Raw genomic sequence first — 15,528 nt, forward strand, 5'->3', positions numbered from 1 at the left:
TCCTTCGTGCCGCCCCGTGCTCAGGCGAAGAGGGTCGAGACATCCTCGATCGTGGCGACGACGATCAGGGTGACTGTCGTGTCGCCTGCAGTGAGGGTGAGGCCGGTTTCGGTGGCGGCGGATGTCACCTCTGTGCCGGTGTCGAATTGCAGAACGTCGCCTTCTGCCTTGCTGTAGTCCGAGACGGTGTTGTTGCCGTCGCCGGGATGGAAGACGAAGCTGTCGGCGAGGGAGTCGTCGCCCCGGCCGCCATAGATCGTGTCTTCGTTCTGGTTGCCGTAGAGGATGTCGTTGCCGGTGGAGCCGCTGATGAGGTCGTTCCCGGCGAGGGCGGAAATTGTGTCGTTGTCACTGCCGCCCATCAAGTGTTTCTCCGCCAATTGCAGGACGCCCCGGCGCCCCGTGACTGACCAGATGCAGCTCGTTGACCTGGTTCGCCATGTCCGCAAGGGCGCTGCCGACCGGATCGGCGGCGTGCGGGCATGTCCGGGCAATGGCGATATCCGGCGGCTCCGGCCAGCAGCAGGCCTGGCTGCGGCACCGCCGCGTCTAGGATTGCCAGAGTGCGCCGCTTGGGCGCTGAGCCGGTCGTCATGGCCTTGGCGTAATGGTGCAAAGAACGATCGGAGGACATCCTGAATCCCTAGGTGAGTTCTTTTGGGCGGTGGCTTGCAGAAGCAGCTGTCGAGGAGCGCTGCCACGGATGAAGGCGCGGAACACCTTTAGACTGGAAGGGGCGTAAAGCTGGTCTGGAATTGTTGGAATTTCCAAAAATGACAAATTGTCTTTTTTGGAAATTGCCGAATGATTTTAAAATGTTGTGAAATTAATAATAAGTTGAATGCGCCTGTTTATCTTGGTGTGACCGAAACAGGCAGGAGGGCCTGTGGAATCCGATTTCCTGAAAAGCAGAAAATGAAAATCTGACACCGTCTCTGCAATGTCTTCTGGAATTGCCACGTAGAGCCGATCCCACATCCGCACCTGCCGCACCAACACCTGACTGCAGATAACGGTGCCGCAGCCAAGTTATATCGGGAGGTGTTGGAAGTAGTCTGGAATTATTGGAATTGCCAATAATTCCTATATAACAATTTTTTGTTGCATTTTTTTTTAAACAAATACCAAAAGAAAGCACGCGTTAATTACTGTCTTTTACTGTTAACGCTCAGGAAAATCGTGGGATTTATCACTGTATAACAATGTTCTTGCTACAATGGGCTTCATTTTATCGTCCCGGTTCATTATATGTCAGGGGCAGGTTGAGCGTGGCCAATTTCCAATTTTTCCAAAGGGTTTCTGGATTGAAGGTCCTACCCGGATGACAGATGTGACCCAGAGTTTCGCGGACAAGCTTCGGCTGATATTGCGTGTCACAGGTTGCGAGACCCAAAAAGAGTTCTACGCCAAGCTGAAATCCGTCAACCCGGACACGGGATATGATCCGGTAAGGGCGTATAAATGGGTTCAGGGACGGTCGAGCCCTCGTAACCGCTCGGTCTATGAAGATCTTGCCCGCCTTATTGATCTGGGGCTGAGCGGCGACGACCTGCGTACCTGCTCTTATGATGATTTCTACCGTCTGCTTGCCGGGCGCTACGGCGACCTGTTGTTGGATATTCCCGCACCGGACCGCGCCCCGGGCCACGATACTGTGGCGGCGCAGGTGAAAAGTGACGAGGCGCCGCCCGCCTATCCGCTTCCGGACTATCTTGTCGGCAGGTATCTTACTCTTTCGCGGGCCTGGTCTCCGCACCGCCCCGGATGTCTTATTACCGGTGTGACCGACATCTCGCACGGGCCGGACGGCAATCTCCTCATAAACTATATCGAGCATTTGCCCTGGGGCACGCTGAAGCTGAACGGCCCGGCTCAGCGGATCGGCCGGAACATGACCACCCAGCTTGTCAGCCGGGATCAGGAGATGCTGCTCACCTTTACCTATGCGCTGCCACCTGCGCCCGGCGTCGTGCTGGCCGGAATCCTGAGCGGTGTGACCATGCATGACGCCGAGATGCGCCCGGTGGCGGGACGCGTCATTGGCCTGCGGCTTCAGGAGGGATCCGAAGCCAGGATAGAGGCCGGGGCCGACGGGTATCTGGGGCTGACAGCCGAAGAGATTGCAGAGCAGCTTGTAAGGTTCGATATGAAACCGGACCAGGCGGCGCGGCTTGCACCGGATGTTCTGGAATTCCTGATCGATACGGGTGACCGGGGTCTGATCGAGGCGCCCGTCACTGCGATTAACACGATAATGGGCAAGGCCCTCAGCGAGTCTCCGGCGCCGACGACACCGCCTGTTCCGCCGAAACTTTATGTCGTGGATAAAAAATCCTCGGGCCGAAAGCGCTAAGTCAAAAGCGGTAAGTTGGCGGTAGCCTGTTTCGCGTGATCTGGTCGATACTTGAGATACGCACGTGCGTACGACCTGTGTCACTAAGCGCTTCAGGAGCGGGCTGACGTTTTGGCGATTCCGAATTTATTGAAACTGCTTCTGCCCGCTTTGTTTCCGTCATGGCGCTTTTTTGACGTGATCGGGCCATCTCCGCGCGTTGAGCTTTGCCTGACCGATAACCCCGAAAACGATGAAGCGGTTTGGCGGGAATGCCGCCCGAGGCCGGCGCAGCTCAGGTTTCGGGACCGGCTGACAGGGTTTTTCTGGAATGCGCGATGGAACGAAACACTCTACCTGACGAATTGCGCCGAACGTTTCATTCAGGGCCAGGAAGAGCATGCCAGTCGCGAGATCCGGCGGCGCCTGAGGAGTGATCTTCTGCGTGCCGAAGGCGAGGGGGATGGTGGGAACATACCGGCCTTTTTCCGCTTCAGGCTGGTGTTCGTCAGTCGTGACGATGACAGTCTGAGACGCGATGTCGCCTTCGTCTCCCCGCCATATCAAACCGTCGATCCGCTCGACCGATGAGCCTGGATCTCGCCATCCGCCTGACGGAAATCCTGCTGTCGATCGCTCTCATCCAGCAGAGCCTGGAGCACGTCTTCGGGCTGCGGGACGAGCGGGTGCATTATTTCGTGCGCCTGGTGCTGAGCGTATTGCTGCTGGTGGGCATCCAGCCTCAATGGGTCTGCGTTGCTCTGTTTATCAACGCGCTGTTCATTCTGAGACGCTTTCAGGGGCCATATAACGGCGGCAGCGATCTGTTGAGCGTGCTGTTGATCACATGCCTCTGCGCCGTACACCTGATGCCGAGCGCGCAATGGCAGGAATATGTCTTCGGATACCTGGCGCTTCAGGTGGTGTTTTCCTACTTCAAGTCCGGCTGGGCCAAGGTCATCTACCGGGACTGGCGGAGCGGGCAGGCGCTGAGGGATGTCTTCGCTTTTTCCGTCTATCCGGTCAGCGAAGCGACCAGAGAATGGGCCACACAGCCGCGCTTGCTCTGGGCCATGTCGTGGGCCGTCATATTGCTGGAATTGCTTTTCCCACTGGCAATGCTGTCGCCGGAGGCTCTTGCCGCCGGACTGACACTCGCCATGGCGTTCCACGTCGCCAATTTCGTCATGTTCGGATTCAACAGGTTCGTCTGGGTATGGGCCGCCGCCTATCCGTCGCTGATCTGGCTGCAGGCGCGGCTCGACCTGCTGGGCTGATCGACACGACAGATGCTGGCGACCTAAATCAATATCCTTTATGAGGTTATTGGGCTGGAAAAAGCTCTTTATCATTGCTTGTGTTCGGGGTGCGTAAACCCAAAACATGATTGCTGCCGTCATATCGTCGGTTCGGATGGGCGAGGGAGGGACGATGAAGAGCCTCGATACAGTCGAACGCCATCTGCTCACAAACGGAGATATACGTGTCCCGCCATTCTTCTCCCCCTTGCTCGAGGCTTGGCACAGGCACCAGGCAGATACCGAGGACGTCTTCCCGTCCTATCGGCACTTCGATGTTCTGGACATACCGCCGGCGTTGATCAGCCATCTGATCCTGTGCAAGCTGATCGGCACGCCCAGACGCTTTTTCTACGAGTTGGTCGGACAGGCGATCGAGACCCATAACGGGTTTTCCGCATCGAAGCGTTTCCTGGCCGATGTGCCCCTGAAAAACAAGAAGGTGATGGCGCGGGAATTCGGGCTGACCGTCCTGAATCGCTGTCCGATCTACTCGAGGGGGCCGTATATTGGTAAGTTCGAGTATGTCCGGGAAATCGAGCGTCTGATCTGCCCTTACCGGATCGATGGCAACACCTTCGCTTTTGTTGCGCTGGCGCGATTTACCCTCGATCAAATGGGGATGCAACAGGAGCGTCGAGACAGTGGGAGCGGGGCGCACGTCGGCCTGCACAAGAAGGTGCCTGCTGAACTCTAGGGCTCCGGAGCCAGGCTATGTGGACCGAACGTTGTGGTCGTGGCAAGCCGCAGGGAACTATATGGACGGATTTCGGTGCTGGGAGGGCTGCCTAAACCGGTGCTGGCGAGCTCACCCGGAACACTGAAAGGTTTGGTTAAATGGTCGGGGAGAGAGGATTCGAACCTCCGGCCCCTGCCTCCCGAAGGCAGTACTCTACCAGGCTGAGCTACTCCCCGACCGAGGAGAGGCCGCTATATAGCGTGGCCTCCCGAGTGCATCAAGCGCTGTTTTACACTTGTGCGCATGTTTTCTCAGCGGCCCGTTTCAGTAGGCCCGCTCGACGCAGAAATCGACAACGTCGACAAGGGCGTCCTTGGCGGGGCCATCTTCGAACAGGCCCAGGGCATCGCGGGCGATGGCGGCGTAGTGGCGGGCCCGCTCCAGGCTGTCGGCCAGCGTGTTGTGCTTTGCCATCAGCTCCTGGGCCCTGGCCAGATCGCCGTCCTGCTGATCCAGCTCTTCCAGCGTGCGGCGCCAGAAGGCGCGCTCCTCGTCGTCTCCGCGCCGGAAGGCGAGGATCACCGGCAGGGTGATCTTGCCTTCGAGGAAATCGTCCCCGACCGTCTTGCCAAGCTTTTCCTGCTGGGCCGAATAATCCAGCACATCGTCGACCAGCTGGAAGGCAATGCCGAGATTCATGCCATAGCTTTCCAGCGCCTGCTGTTCCGCCTTCGGCCGTTCGGCGACCACGGCGCCGATTTCGGCGGCGGCGGCGAACAGTTTGGCGGTCTTGCCCCGGATCACTTCCAGATAGGCGCTTTCGTCGGTCGCGGTGTCGTTCGTCGTGATGAGCTGCTGCACCTCGCCCTCGGCGATCACGGCGGACGCCTCGGACAGAATCCGCAGGACCTCGATGGAGCCGTCGGCGGTCATCAGCTGAAAGGAGCGGCTGAACAGGAAGTCGCCGACCAGCACGCTGGCCTGATTTCCCCAGACAGCGTTCGCCGATTCCTGGCCGCGCCGCAGGTCGCTCTCGTCGACCACGTCGTCATGCAGCAGGGTGGCGGTGTGGATGAACTCGACGCAGGCCGCGAGGCGTATATGCCTGTCGCCCTTGTAGTCGCAGAGGGCAGCCGCGCCGAGGGTGAGCATCGGCCGCAGTCGCTTGCCGCCGGCGGCGATCAGGTGCCCCGCAAGCTGCGGGATCAGCGCCACCGGGCTCTGCATATGCTCGATGATGGTCTGGTTGACCCGCTCCAGATCAGCCTTGACCAGATCGGTCAGACCATTGATTGAGGCTTTGCGCTTCCCGCTGTCCTCGAAATCCACAACCACGCCCAAGGCAAACTCCGTGTCGCTTGACGCCTCACATTCGCGAAGCGAGCATAGGTCCGGTTTTGCGGCGGTCAAGTCTTGCGCCCGCTTCCCGGTGACGCACCCGGGAATATGTGGCGGGCTGGTGCCCGCCGATCACATTTCACTCCAGGGAGCGTCCATGAAAGAATTGCTGCGTACGACTGACATTGTCCGGCTGTCTTTCCTGAGCGCGCTGCTGCGTGATGCGGGTGTGGAGCCGCTGGTGCTGGACAGTCATATGAGCGTGCTCGAGGGCAGCGCTAACGCGATCCCGCGCCGCCTGGCCGTCCGGGATGAAGATTTCGACCGGGCGAAATGGGTGTTGGAGGAGTCGGGTGAGCAGCTCGACGAGGATTGATCTGCCTGTGGCCGTAACCGAGGACAGCCTGCTCGGTGGACGCGTGCGATTTTTGCAGCCGGTTAATGGATATCGTGCCGCGGTCGATCCGGTGCTGCTGGCGGCCTCCGCTCCGGCGCAGGACGGTGACCGGGTGCTCGATCTCGGCTGCGGCGCCGGAGCAATTTCTCTCTGTCTGCTGGCGCGGGTACCGGGTCTGACCGTGACCGGTATCGAGCAGGCGCCGGAAATGCGCGATCTCGCCGAACGCAATGCGGCTCTCAACTGCGTAACCGATCGCTTCGCGCCGCATCTCGGGCGGGTCGAGGCGCGGCCACCTCTCTTCGAGGAAGGCGCGTTCGATCTTGTTCTCGCTAATCCACCCTATCTTGAGACAGATCGCGCGGATCTGCCTGAGAGCGCGCTGAAGGCAGCTGCCCATGTCGAGGGAGAGGTGCCGCTTGCCGAGTGGGTCGAGGCGGCCTACCGAGCGCTGCGTCACAAGGGTAGACTTGCCATGGTGCATCGGGCTGACCGGCTGGCAGATATGCTGGAACCCATACAGAAACGCTTCGGCGGACTGCAGATCCACCCGGTTTATCCGAAAGTCGGCCGCGACGCGAAACGGGTCATCGTCATGGCCCGTAAGGGCGTGCGGACGCCGCTTTCCCTTTCATCCGGGGTGGTCCTGCACAATATGGATGGGAGCTATACACCGCCGATTGCGGCCGCCCTCGACGGGTCCGCACTCGCGTTCGGCGCGCCACTTTAGAGGAGAGCATCCATGTCCCGCCCGATCTGGTCGCGGCTGAACCCGTTCAGCCCCAAGGACCCGCAAGTTGCCGTGGTAAGCCTGCATGGCCCCATCGGCGGGAATTCTTACTTCCGGCAAGGGCTGTCCATCGACAGTCTGGAAGAGCCGCTTAGGGCCGCGTTCGAGTCCCGCCGGACGACGGCTGTGGCGCTTTCGATCAATTCGCCCGGCGGCTCCCCCGTGCAGTCCGATCTGATCAAGACCCGGATCGAGGCACTGGCCCGCGAGTTTGACAAGCCGGTCACCGCCTTCACCGAGGATCTCTGCGCGTCCGGCGGCTACTGGATCGCACAGGGAGCGGACGAGATCATCGCGCATCCTTCCTCGATCGTCGGTTCCATCGGCGTGATCACGGCCAGTTTTGGAATGCAGGACGCCATTGCGAAGCTCGGCATCGAACGCCGCGTCCACACAAAAGGCACGTCTAAGGGTATGCTGGACCCGTTCCAGCCGGAGAAGTCGGCGGATCTGGCGCATCTCGATGCCCTGCAGCAGGATCTCTATGATTCCTTCAAGGACTTGGTGCGCCGCCGCCGCGGCGCGAAGTTGAAGGGCGATGACGAGGAGCTGTTCAGTGGCGCCGTCTGGACCGGAACGCGGGCACTAGAGAAGGGCCTGGTAGACGGGCTTGGGGAGCTGCGCGGCGTCATGCGGGAACGCTATGGCGAGGATGTCCGTTTCCGCCGCTACGGACCCAGGCGCTCGCTCTGGCAACGGCTGCGGCGCGGGACCGATTTCAGCGGCCCCGCAGGTGAGGCGCCGTCGCTTGCCCATTCCCTGATCGCCGCGATCGAGGAGCGGCTACTCTGGAACAGGTTCGGGATGTAGGTCATCCGTTTGGACGCAACAGCACCTTGCCGTTCCGGCTCTCGCGCTTGGCGTGGGCCATTGCCTGCTGGATGTCGTCGAGACCGTAGCGTGCCTCGACCGCGACCTTCAGGGTGCCGTCGATGAAATAGCCGCTGAGTTCGGCATACATGTCCCGGATTTGTTTCGGCTGCATGCCGCGCATCAGTTTGGCCAGCCAGAAGCCCGTGAGGGTGATGTCGCGGAACACGACCTGATGTGCGTCCAGCGTGCAGGGCTTGCCGCTGAGGAGCCCGTAATTGACGATGACGCCGCCTTCGGCAAGGCATGCCGCCATGTCATTCACGGCGGAGCCGGCAATGGCATCCAGCCCGAGCTTGATTTCCGCTCCGTTGGTCGCCGCGGAAACCCGTTCGGCGAGGTCGGGGCCTTCGAGAACCACGACATTGGCACCCATATCGTGCAGCGGCTTGATCAGCTCGTGCCGGCGCACCACGCTGACCGTGTTGAGTCCGCGCTTCCGGGCAAGCTTGATGACGTCGGTGCCGACGCCGGAATTGCCGGCATTCTGCATCACCCAGTCGCCGGACTTCAGCGTGACGTAGCTTTTCAGCATCAGCATCGCGGTGGCAGCATTGACCTTCATCATGGCTGCCTGTTCCGGGTCGATCTCGGCAGGGAGCTTTATCAGGGCTGCCGCCGGCAAGGTAAGGCTCTGGCTCCAGTTGGCGCGGTGCAGGCTCATCACCAGGTCACCCACGGCGAGATCTCTTACGCCGGTGCCAACGGCGGTCACGCGGCCAGCCCCTTCAATGCCAAGCGGGGACGGCGTCTCGGGAATGCTGGCGTAATTGCCTTCGATGCCGAGGATGTCCGCCGGATTGATCGAGCAGGCAATCAACTCGATGCTGGCTTCACCCTTGCCCGGAGGGGGCGCGTCCGCAACCTCGCGGCAGATCACGACTTCCTCTGCCGGACCAACACGTGACAATTCTGCGGCTTTCATACGCTTTCTCCTCGGCTGTTGTCGGCGCGGGACACCGGCATAGTATGTAATCGTATCGGAGAGATGATCGCATGAGCAGGCAATTCAATAACAACCACGGTAATTCCCATTATGCGGAAGACTGGTGCGGCGGGTGATCGTGGCAACGTCGACTGCTCCGGAACGGATCGTAACCGGACGTCTCCTGCTGCGCCGGTTCGAGGAAGCCGACCGTGTCGAGATGGTGCGCTTCTATGGCGACCCCGAGGTCATGGCGATCCGTAAATACGGTGCGCGTGATCCGGTGGCCGCCAGCTTGGCGTTCGATATTCTGATGGAGCACTGGCGCACGCATGGCTTTGGTCTTTATGCGATGATCGAACGGGAGAGCGACGCGTTCTGCGGCGAATGCGGTCTGCGTTACACTGATGACGGTGCGGAGGTGGAGATTTCCTACGGCCTGTTCGAGCCGTTTCGCGGAAAAGGGTATGCGACTGAAGGGGCGGCAGCGATCTGTGATATCGCCCTTGATGTGTTGAAACTTCCCGTCCTGATTGCCCATTCACGCGGCGATAATCGGGGCTCGCACGCCGTGTTGGAGAAGATCGGAATGACCTTTGCTGGACGGCGGGAAAGCCCCGGCCATCCTCACGGAGTCGTCAAGTATATGATGGATGGCGATTCCGGGTCTTGAACTCCCGGGCCGATCAGCTAAAACGGGGTTATGTTCAGTATCCAGAAAATCTTCGTGCTCGTCGCCGTCATCACGGCGATCTGGTACGGCTTCAAACTCGTGGGCAGGCTTGATGCCGCGCGTAAGCAGAAGCTGAAGGAAGCCGCGCGGGGCAATGGCGCCGGCGCCCCTGACACGGCCAAGAAAGATGATGTGGTTGACCTGGTGCAGAACGAGGACGGTACCTACGTCACGACCAAGAAAAACCGGAAGGTCTGAGACCTTCCGGCTGGCCTGAAGGATATCCCGCCCGGACGATTTCCCTCAGCGTTGCCGCTTCTGCAGGTTGCCCCGGACTTTTTCCAGCTTCAGTGTCAGGAAGTTCGCCAGCTGCGGTATCTGCTCGGCATTCTGCGACACAGCATTCAGACATTGCAGCAGGTCGGCGTTCATCTGGCGCATGAAGGGGTCGGCGATCTCGCTCTGTATCCAGGTCACGGCAACGACGCGCTTACCCGCCGTCACCGGGTTGACCCGGTGTATGGAATTGGTGGCATAGAGCACCGCGCCGCCCGCCGGCATCTTGAAGCTCGGGGCGAAGGTCATGTCGCTGTCGATCACCAGCTCACCGCCCTGATAGCTTTCCGGGTCGGATAGGAAAATCGTCATGGAGAGATCGGAGCGAAGTTCCTCCGATGTTCCCTTGCTCATCACGTTGTTGTCCATGTGATCGCCGTATCCGCCGCCGGTCTCCGTGCTGGAGACCAGGAAGGTGCCGATCTTTGCGGGGGCGGCAAGGAAGGTGAAGAGCAGGGATTCGCGCCTCTGATAATCGCGCAGCACCGTCGTGATCGCGTCCGAGACCTGCACGCGCAGCGCGCTGTCCGCTGCAAGCTCCTGATTGTTTTTCTTGGAGGCTTCGCGGCCCGCGGTCTGTGCGCCGTCAACCCAGTTATCCGGTTCGGCTTCCAGCCGGTTCCGGATTTCGGTGACTAGTTCGGGCGGAAGCAGGTTGGGGATCGGATAGACGTAAGGCATCGTGTTGGGTTCCCTCCAGGCAAGATGACGCGCACCGTAGCCGAGGCCGTCGCGCCGGGCCAGAGACAAGTCAGTGTCTGGTCCATTGGGGTGGGCGCGAGGCGAACGTTCCAGTATCGTTGCGTAATATCAAGAGCGCCTGCAAGTCGGCGTAGGAGGGGGCGGCAATGACGCGCAAGCGGATGGCAAAGGATGGCGATGCGGCGCCGGCAGGTGAGCCGCGGGGAGAGACCGCCTATCTGAAGCTGAAGGACGCGATTCGGTCTGGCGAGCTCAAGCCGGGCGAAAGGGTCCGGGAAAGCGAGATGGCAGCACGCCTTGATGTCAGCCGCACGCCGGTGCGCGAGGCTTTTCGCCGTCTGGAGGCGGATGGCTTGCTGAGTTTTGCTCCCTATCGCGGGATGGTGATTTCTCAACTCGACCATCAGGCCGTGATGGAACTCTATTTCATGCGTGAGGTACTGGAAGGCACCGCCGCCGGTCTCGCCGCCCATCGTGCTTCGGAAGCGGAAGTGTCGATCCTTCAGGAAATCGTCTCGATCGATCCCGCCGGTGAAGGCCCTCCCGCGGCAGTGGCCGGACATAACCGCCGCTTTCACACCAGCCTCTATCATGCCGCTCACAACAGATACCTGCTCAAGACACTGAATGTCCTGCAGGACGCGATGGCGTTGCTGGGGCCGACCACGATGCGTGTGCAGGGCCGATCCGATGCGGCGAAAGCCGAACATGCGGCAATCGTTCAGGCAATTGCGGATAAAGACCCGGAAAGTGCCGAGCGTCTGATGCGGGAACATATTCGGGGAGCCCAGAAGGCCCGTCTGCATTTATTGTCGGCCCAGGAAGAGGCATAACGTTTGGATGAGTCTCGTGCCGGTATCCACCGATAGCGGTGCCGCGAAGTGGCCTTTGTCATTTCCCTTTGCAGGAGTAATGGTAATTATAGGTCCGTGATTATTTCCAAATGGCCAATATGCCTTTGATCGTCTTCAGGGATCTGAGATCCCGCTTTAACGCCATTCCGCCCAATGTTCAGGGCATGATCTGGATCGCCCTCTCGGGGCTGGTCTTCTCTTGTTTCATGGCAATCGTGCGCTATGTCGGCGCCACGCTGGATCCGATCCAGACCGGGTTTCTGCGCTATGCCTTCGCGCTGCTCTTCATGGCGCCGTTCTTTTTGAAGCTGCGGCCGTCGGATCTGCGGGGAGCCAAGCTGCCGATGCATGCCTTGCGCGGCATCCTGCATGGCTCCGGCGTTTTACTCTGGTTCTATGCCATGTCGCGCATGCCACTGGCGGAAGTGACGGCCATGGGCTTCACGGCGCCGGTCTATACCACGCTGCTGGCCGCCCTGTTCCTCGGCGAGGTCATCCGCTTGCGCCGCATCGTTGCCATCGTGATCGGGTTGTTCGGCGCTCTTGTCATCATCCGGCCGGGTTTCGAGGTGGTCGATCCTGGCGCAATCGCCATGCTGCTCGCGGCGCCAATCTTTGCCTGCGCCGATATCGTCGCCAAGAAACTGACGGTGACGGAGACGGGCGCCGCAGTGGTTGCCTACCTTTCGGTTTTCGTGACCATTTTCACCTTCATTCCTGCCCTTTATGTCTGGCGCGCACCGACTGTCGAAGAACTCGCACTGGTTTTTGTCACGGCAGGTTTGGCGACGTTTGGGCATTTGTTGATGACGCAAGGCTTCAAGGTTGCGGAGATGTCGGCGATCCAGCCCATCAAGTTCGTGCAGCTGGTCTGGTCCGCCCTGATCGGCTTCGCGATTTTCGGTGAGGTGCCGGAGATTTTCACCTGGATCGGGGCGGCGATTATCGTCGGCAGCATTTCCTACATTGCGCATCGCGAAGCGGTCGCCCGGCGCAAGCGCGCCGGGACCTGACGTCCGGCGTTATCTTCGGGGCCATTGGGACCAGAGGATGGCCGACAGGATCACGCCGCCACCGATAAAGGTCGCCGTCGGGGGCACTTCGGCCAGAAACAGAAATGCCAACAGCGGCGCCACGGGTGTCTCCAGAGCGCTGAGCAGTGGGGTCTCGGCGGACGGAAGCAGCCGTGCGCCGGCCATCAACGTGATCGAGGCGACCGCGAAGACAAGACCGAAACCGGCCATGGCAGGCATGTATTCGGGCGCGGCATCGAGCGGGGTGGCTGCGAGCAGCGCGGCGGGAAGCAGCACGATGGAAGAGAGAGCCGAGGGTATCCCCGCAGGTGTCTCGGGCCATCGGCCTCCATCGATCCCGCCAGTGTCAGGGCCCGGTAAGGAATGGGCGTGTCTCTGATCCTCAGGCGTAGAGATGGCATTCCACGCGGCCGTCGGCATCCATAATGACCGGCGGCTTGTCTACCGAGCAAGGGCCGAACGCCTTGGCGCAGCGCGGGTGGAAGGTGCAGCCGCTGGGGGGATTGATCGGGTTCGGGAAGGCGATGCCGAGACCGCTGTCAGGCACGCCGAGACCGGGCTCCGGCGTCAGGACGGAACTGAGCAGCGCCTTCGTGTAGGGGTGACGCGCCTTGTCGAACAGGGCCTCTGTGCCTGTCTCCTCGACGATCCGGCCGAGATACATAACCGCCACCTTGGTGGCGATATGCTCCACCACGGCGAGGTTGTGGCTGATCAGTACGTAGGTGAGGTTCAGCTCTTCGCGCAGATCCATCAGCAGATTCAGGATCTGGGACTGCACCGAGACGTCGAGCGCCGAGGTCGGCTCGTCGCAGATGACGATTTCGGGCTTCATGATGAGTGCACGGGCAATGGCGACACGCTGACGCTGACCGCCGGAAAGCTGGTTCGGATAACTGTCATAGACCCGGCGCGGCAGGCCGACGATGTCGAGGATGTCCTCGACCGATTTCCGCCATGTCAGCGGATCGCCGACCTTGTGGACGCGCAATGGCAGGGAAACGATGGAGCCAATGGTCTTGCGCGGGTTGAGAGACGAATAAGGATCCTGGAAGATCGGCTGGATGCGGCGGGCGATCGCTTTCCGGTCGCCGTCTCGATCGACCGGTTTGCCGTCGATCATGATTTCCCCGTCGGTCGGCATCTCGAGACCGAGCAGGATCTTGGCAAGAGTGGATTTGCCACAACCGGATTCCCCGACCAGGCCCAGGACGTCGCCTCTGTCGATTTTCAGGGAAACACCATTCACTGCCCGCAGCGGCTGCTTCGGGCTGAAGATGCCGCGGCGGATCATGTAGGTCTTCGTCACGTCCCGCATTTCGAGGACGGGGGGCGGGGTCTGTCCGGTCATGCGGATACCAGCTCCTTCGCATTGGCTTCACACGCGGGCACATCGAGGGTGCAGCGGTAACCGCGCCCCGGGCTCAGCGTATGGAAGGGGTCTTTCGTGTCGCATTCGCCATGCGCGAAGGCGCAGCGGTTGCGGAAGCTGCATCCCTTAATGTCGCCGATCAGGGTCGGGACGATGCCGGGGATGGAACCGAGGCGGGAGCCGCGCGCGGTCTTGCCGGGCACCGGGATGCAGTTGATCAGACCCTGGGTATAGGGATGCAGCGGCTGATTGAAGATTTCGTCGACCGTACCGGCCTCGACGATCTTGCCGGCATACATCACGGCCACCTTGTCCGCGACGCGGGCAACTACGCCGAGATCGTGGGTGATCAGGATCAGGGCCGAGTTGAACTCCTTCCGGAGCTCCGCCAGCAGGTGCAGGATCTGCGCCTGGATGGTGACGTCGAGCGCCGTGGTCGGCTCGTCCGCGATGATCAGCTCCGGGTCGCACATCAGCGCCATGGCGATCATCACGCGCTGACGCAAACCGCCGGAAAGCTGATGCGGGTATTGTGAGAGGCGGCTGGCTGCCGCTGTGATGCCGACCCGCTCGAGCAGGTAGATGGCACGGTCCCGAGCCTCTTTGTCGCTCGCATTCTTGTGCCGTATCAGCGGTTCCATCAACTGGTTGCCGATTGTGTAGGCCGGGTTCAGCGAGGTCATCGGCTCCTGGAAGATCATCGCCATCCGGTTACCGCGAATGGCCGCCAATTCCCGTTCCTTCATGCCAAGGAGATCGGTGCCGACGAAATGCATTCTGTCCGCACTGACCTTGGCCCGTTTCGGGAGCAGCCCCATGATGGACAGGGACGTAAGGGATTTGCCGCAGCCGGATTCGCCAACAATGCAGAGCGTTTCCCCCTTATCGACAGAGAAATCGATGCCGCGCACTGCGTGCAGGTCACCCGAGGGGACCGGGATGTCGACTGTGAGGCCGCTGACTTCAAGAACCGCTGACACGCTTCGCTCCAATTTCGGAATTGAGGGGGGCTTGCATCAGTTTCTGTTCTCCGGTGCAGTAACGTCACGGATGCCGTCGCCGACGAGGTTGATCGCGAGCACCAGCAGGAAGAGGGCGACACCCGGTATTGTGATCATCCAGGCTTCGAAGAGGATGTAGTCCTTGCCTTCTGACACCATCAGCCCCCATGAGGGCAGTGGTGGCTGCACGCCCATTCCGAGGAACGACAGCGCCGCTTCGAGCAGGATCGCATGTGCCATCTCAAGGGTTGCGACCACGATCAGATTGTTCATGATATTCGGCATGATTTCAGTCAGCAGGATGCGCGGCGTTGAACAGCCGACAGCCTTGGCCGCTGCGACATAGTCCATTTGCCGGATTTGCATGGTTGCCGACCGCATGACCACGGCATAGCGATCCCAGAGCAGCAACCCAAGCACGCTGATCACGACCGTAAGAGATCCACCGATCAGAGCGACGACCGCGAGTGCGACGAGCACCACAGGCATGGAGAGGCGCACAGTGATAAGGAAAGTCACCACCATGTCGACGCGACCGCCGAAATAGCCTGCGGCCACACCCAGTGTTGTGCCGATGACGCCCGAAATGAAGGCGGCTGCGAAACCGATCAGCAGGGATATCTGGGCGCCATACATGATGCGGGAGAGGTAGTCCCTGCCAAGCTGGTCGGTGCCGAGCACGTGTTTCCACTCGCCCGTCGTCCACACAGGCGGCTTCACACGGGCCAGCAGTTCCTGGAAATAGGGATCGTGAGGCGCCAGAAACGGCGCCGTGAGTGCCATCAGAAACATGATGACGAGTATGCCGCCGCCGATCATCAGGCCCCGGTGACCGAATATACGACGTCTCAGCTGTTGGCCCGGTGTCGGTCCGACGATGTCTTCCGCAGCGGGCAGGCCACGATTGGCGATAGTTGTGGTCATGCT

At 60.6% G+C, this 15,528-nt stretch carries 19 protein-coding genes and 1 tRNA gene; 11 read left to right on the plus strand and 9 right to left on the minus strand.

Annotated elements, in window-relative coordinates:
* Nucleotides 1-20: 20 nt before the first annotated feature.
* Nucleotides 21-362: a calcium-binding protein gene (locus tag K328_RS24860; protein WP_028467270.1), complete on the minus strand. Its 342-nt coding sequence runs from the start codon at nt 360-362 to the stop codon at nt 21-23.
* 959 nt (nt 363-1,321) lie between these two features.
* On the opposite strand from K328_RS24860, the gene K328_RS0118670 reads away from it, so the two are divergent.
* From K328_RS0118670 to K328_RS0118685, 4 genes are all read left to right on the plus strand, one after another.
* Nucleotides 1,322-2,353, plus strand: a complete 1,032-nt coding sequence (locus K328_RS0118670; protein ID WP_028467271.1) for a hypothetical protein — start codon at nt 1,322-1,324, stop codon at nt 2,351-2,353.
* A 177-nt stretch (nt 2,354-2,530) separates the two neighbouring features.
* Nucleotides 2,531-2,923 carry a hypothetical protein gene (locus tag K328_RS0118675; RefSeq protein ID WP_156901484.1) on the plus strand — a complete coding sequence of 131 codons (393 nt, stop codon included), beginning with the start codon at nt 2,531-2,533 and terminating at the stop codon, nt 2,921-2,923.
* Complete coding sequence (locus tag K328_RS0118680) at nt 2,920-3,609, plus strand: HTTM domain-containing protein (protein ID WP_028467273.1); 690 nt, start codon at nt 2,920-2,922, stop codon at nt 3,607-3,609. Before K328_RS0118675 ends, K328_RS0118680 begins: the two co-directional genes overlap by 4 nt.
* A 154-nt stretch (nt 3,610-3,763) precedes the next feature.
* Nucleotides 3,764-4,327: a hypothetical protein gene (locus K328_RS0118685; protein WP_028467274.1), complete on the plus strand. Its 564-nt coding sequence runs from the start codon at nt 3,764-3,766 to the stop codon at nt 4,325-4,327.
* Nucleotides 4,328-4,468: 141 nt separating this feature from the next.
* Here the strand turns inward: K328_RS0118685 and K328_RS0118690 are convergent.
* Nucleotides 4,469-4,545, minus strand: a tRNA-Pro gene (locus K328_RS0118690).
* 88 nt (nt 4,546-4,633) lie between these two features.
* Entirely contained in the window at nt 4,634-5,650 is a 1,017-nt protein-coding gene (locus K328_RS0118695; protein WP_028467275.1) for a polyprenyl synthetase family protein, read from the minus strand.
* Between the two features lie 154 nt (nt 5,651-5,804).
* Between K328_RS0118695 and K328_RS0118700 the strand changes: the two genes are divergently transcribed.
* The 3 genes from K328_RS0118700 to K328_RS0118710 are packed head-to-tail and all read left to right on the plus strand — an operon-like array spanning nt 5,805 to nt 7,644.
* Nucleotides 5,805-6,023 carry a putative signal transducing protein gene (locus K328_RS0118700; RefSeq protein ID WP_028467276.1) on the plus strand — a complete coding sequence of 73 codons (219 nt, stop codon included), beginning with the start codon at nt 5,805-5,807 and terminating at the stop codon, nt 6,021-6,023.
* Nucleotides 6,001-6,774 (plus strand): tRNA1(Val) (adenine(37)-N6)-methyltransferase, encoded by a 774-nt coding sequence (locus tag K328_RS0118705; RefSeq protein ID WP_051285138.1) that lies wholly within the window; start codon nt 6,001-6,003, stop codon nt 6,772-6,774. Before K328_RS0118700 ends, K328_RS0118705 begins: the two co-directional genes overlap by 23 nt.
* 12 nt (nt 6,775-6,786) lie before the next feature.
* The gene (locus tag K328_RS0118710) at nt 6,787-7,644 is read left to right on the plus strand and encodes a S49 family peptidase (RefSeq protein ID WP_028467278.1); all 858 of its coding nucleotides are present in this window, start codon (nt 6,787-6,789) and stop codon (nt 7,642-7,644) included.
* A gap of 1 nt (nt 7,645) precedes the next feature.
* On the opposite strand, the gene K328_RS0118715 is transcribed toward K328_RS0118710, so the two are convergent.
* Nucleotides 7,646-8,629 (minus strand): zinc-dependent alcohol dehydrogenase family protein, encoded by a 984-nt coding sequence (locus K328_RS0118715; RefSeq protein ID WP_028467279.1) that lies wholly within the window; start codon nt 8,627-8,629, stop codon nt 7,646-7,648.
* A 139-nt stretch (nt 8,630-8,768) separates the two neighbouring features.
* Between K328_RS0118715 and K328_RS26055 the strand changes: the two genes are divergently transcribed.
* Nucleotides 8,769-9,302, plus strand: a complete 534-nt coding sequence (locus tag K328_RS26055; protein WP_156901486.1) for a GNAT family N-acetyltransferase — start codon at nt 8,769-8,771, stop codon at nt 9,300-9,302.
* Between the two features lie 30 nt (nt 9,303-9,332).
* Nucleotides 9,333-9,560 (plus strand): hypothetical protein, encoded by a 228-nt coding sequence (locus K328_RS0118725; RefSeq protein WP_028467280.1) that lies wholly within the window; start codon nt 9,333-9,335, stop codon nt 9,558-9,560.
* 45 nt (nt 9,561-9,605) lie between these two features.
* On the opposite strand, the gene K328_RS24875 is transcribed toward K328_RS0118725, so the two are convergent.
* On the minus strand, nt 9,606-10,319 hold the full coding sequence (locus tag K328_RS24875; protein ID WP_051285142.1) for a Fe2+-dependent dioxygenase: 714 nt from the start codon (nt 10,317-10,319) through the stop codon (nt 9,606-9,608).
* 167 nt (nt 10,320-10,486) lie between these two features.
* Between K328_RS24875 and K328_RS0118735 the strand changes: the two genes are divergently transcribed.
* Together K328_RS0118735 and K328_RS0118740 are read left to right on the plus strand one after the other, a co-directional pair.
* Entirely contained in the window at nt 10,487-11,173 is a 687-nt protein-coding gene (locus K328_RS0118735; RefSeq protein ID WP_028467281.1) for a GntR family transcriptional regulator, read from the plus strand.
* 110 nt (nt 11,174-11,283) lie between these two features.
* Entirely contained in the window at nt 11,284-12,207 is a 924-nt protein-coding gene (locus K328_RS0118740) for a DMT family transporter (protein WP_226886806.1), read from the plus strand.
* Between the two features lie 9 nt (nt 12,208-12,216).
* On the opposite strand, the gene K328_RS0118745 is transcribed toward K328_RS0118740, so the two are convergent.
* Genes K328_RS0118745 through K328_RS0118760 form a run of 4 tightly spaced genes read right to left on the minus strand, consistent with a single transcriptional unit; the run spans nt 12,217 to nt 15,525 of the window.
* On the minus strand, nt 12,217-12,648 hold the full coding sequence (locus tag K328_RS0118745) for a DMT family transporter (RefSeq protein WP_156901488.1): 432 nt from the start codon (nt 12,646-12,648) through the stop codon (nt 12,217-12,219).
* Nucleotides 12,611-13,579 (minus strand): ABC transporter ATP-binding protein, encoded by a 969-nt coding sequence (locus K328_RS0118750; RefSeq protein WP_028467284.1) that lies wholly within the window; start codon nt 13,577-13,579, stop codon nt 12,611-12,613. The genes K328_RS0118745 and K328_RS0118750 overlap by 38 nt, the downstream gene beginning before the upstream one ends.
* Nucleotides 13,576-14,580, minus strand: coding sequence for an ABC transporter ATP-binding protein (locus K328_RS0118755; protein WP_028467285.1), 1,005 nt, complete (start codon nt 14,578-14,580; stop codon nt 13,576-13,578). Before K328_RS0118755 ends, K328_RS0118750 begins: the two co-directional genes overlap by 4 nt.
* 36 nt (nt 14,581-14,616) lie before the next feature.
* Nucleotides 14,617-15,525 (minus strand): ABC transporter permease, encoded by a 909-nt coding sequence (locus K328_RS0118760; RefSeq protein ID WP_051285144.1) that lies wholly within the window; start codon nt 15,523-15,525, stop codon nt 14,617-14,619.
* Nucleotides 15,526-15,528: the final 3 nt, after the last annotated feature.

It is taken from the genome of Nisaea denitrificans DSM 18348, assembly GCF_000426505.1.
GTDB lineage: Bacteria > Pseudomonadota > Alphaproteobacteria > Thalassobaculales > Thalassobaculaceae > Nisaea > Nisaea denitrificans.

Coding starts and splice junctions, on each gene's coding strand:
- K328_RS0118680 (WP_028467273.1), top strand. CDS start 2,920: ATGAGCCTGGATCTCGCCATCCGCCTGACGGAAATCCTGCTGTCGATC.
- K328_RS24860 (WP_028467270.1), bottom strand. CDS start 362: ATGGGCGGCAGTGACAACGACACAATTTCCGCCCTCGCCGGGAACGAC.
- K328_RS0118725 (WP_028467280.1), top strand. CDS start 9,333: ATGTTCAGTATCCAGAAAATCTTCGTGCTCGTCGCCGTCATCACGGCG.
- K328_RS0118745 (WP_156901488.1), bottom strand. CDS start 12,648: ATGCCGACGGCCGCGTGGAATGCCATCTCTACGCCTGAGGATCAGAGA.
- K328_RS0118715 (WP_028467279.1), bottom strand. CDS start 8,629: ATGAAAGCCGCAGAATTGTCACGTGTTGGTCCGGCAGAGGAAGTCGTG.
- K328_RS0118750 (WP_028467284.1), bottom strand. CDS start 13,579: ATGACCGGACAGACCCCGCCCCCCGTCCTCGAAATGCGGGACGTGACG.
- K328_RS0118700 (WP_028467276.1), top strand. CDS start 5,805: ATGAAAGAATTGCTGCGTACGACTGACATTGTCCGGCTGTCTTTCCTG.
- K328_RS0118710 (WP_028467278.1), top strand. CDS start 6,787: ATGTCCCGCCCGATCTGGTCGCGGCTGAACCCGTTCAGCCCCAAGGAC.
- K328_RS0118740 (WP_226886806.1), top strand. CDS start 11,284: ATGGCCAATATGCCTTTGATCGTCTTCAGGGATCTGAGATCCCGCTTT.
- K328_RS0118670 (WP_028467271.1), top strand. CDS start 1,322: ATGACAGATGTGACCCAGAGTTTCGCGGACAAGCTTCGGCTGATATTG.
- K328_RS0118735 (WP_028467281.1), top strand. CDS start 10,487: ATGACGCGCAAGCGGATGGCAAAGGATGGCGATGCGGCGCCGGCAGGT.
- K328_RS0118685 (WP_028467274.1), top strand. CDS start 3,764: ATGAAGAGCCTCGATACAGTCGAACGCCATCTGCTCACAAACGGAGAT.
- K328_RS24875 (WP_051285142.1), bottom strand. CDS start 10,319: ATGCCTTACGTCTATCCGATCCCCAACCTGCTTCCGCCCGAACTAGTC.
- K328_RS0118760 (WP_051285144.1), bottom strand. CDS start 15,525: ATGACCACAACTATCGCCAATCGTGGCCTGCCCGCTGCGGAAGACATC.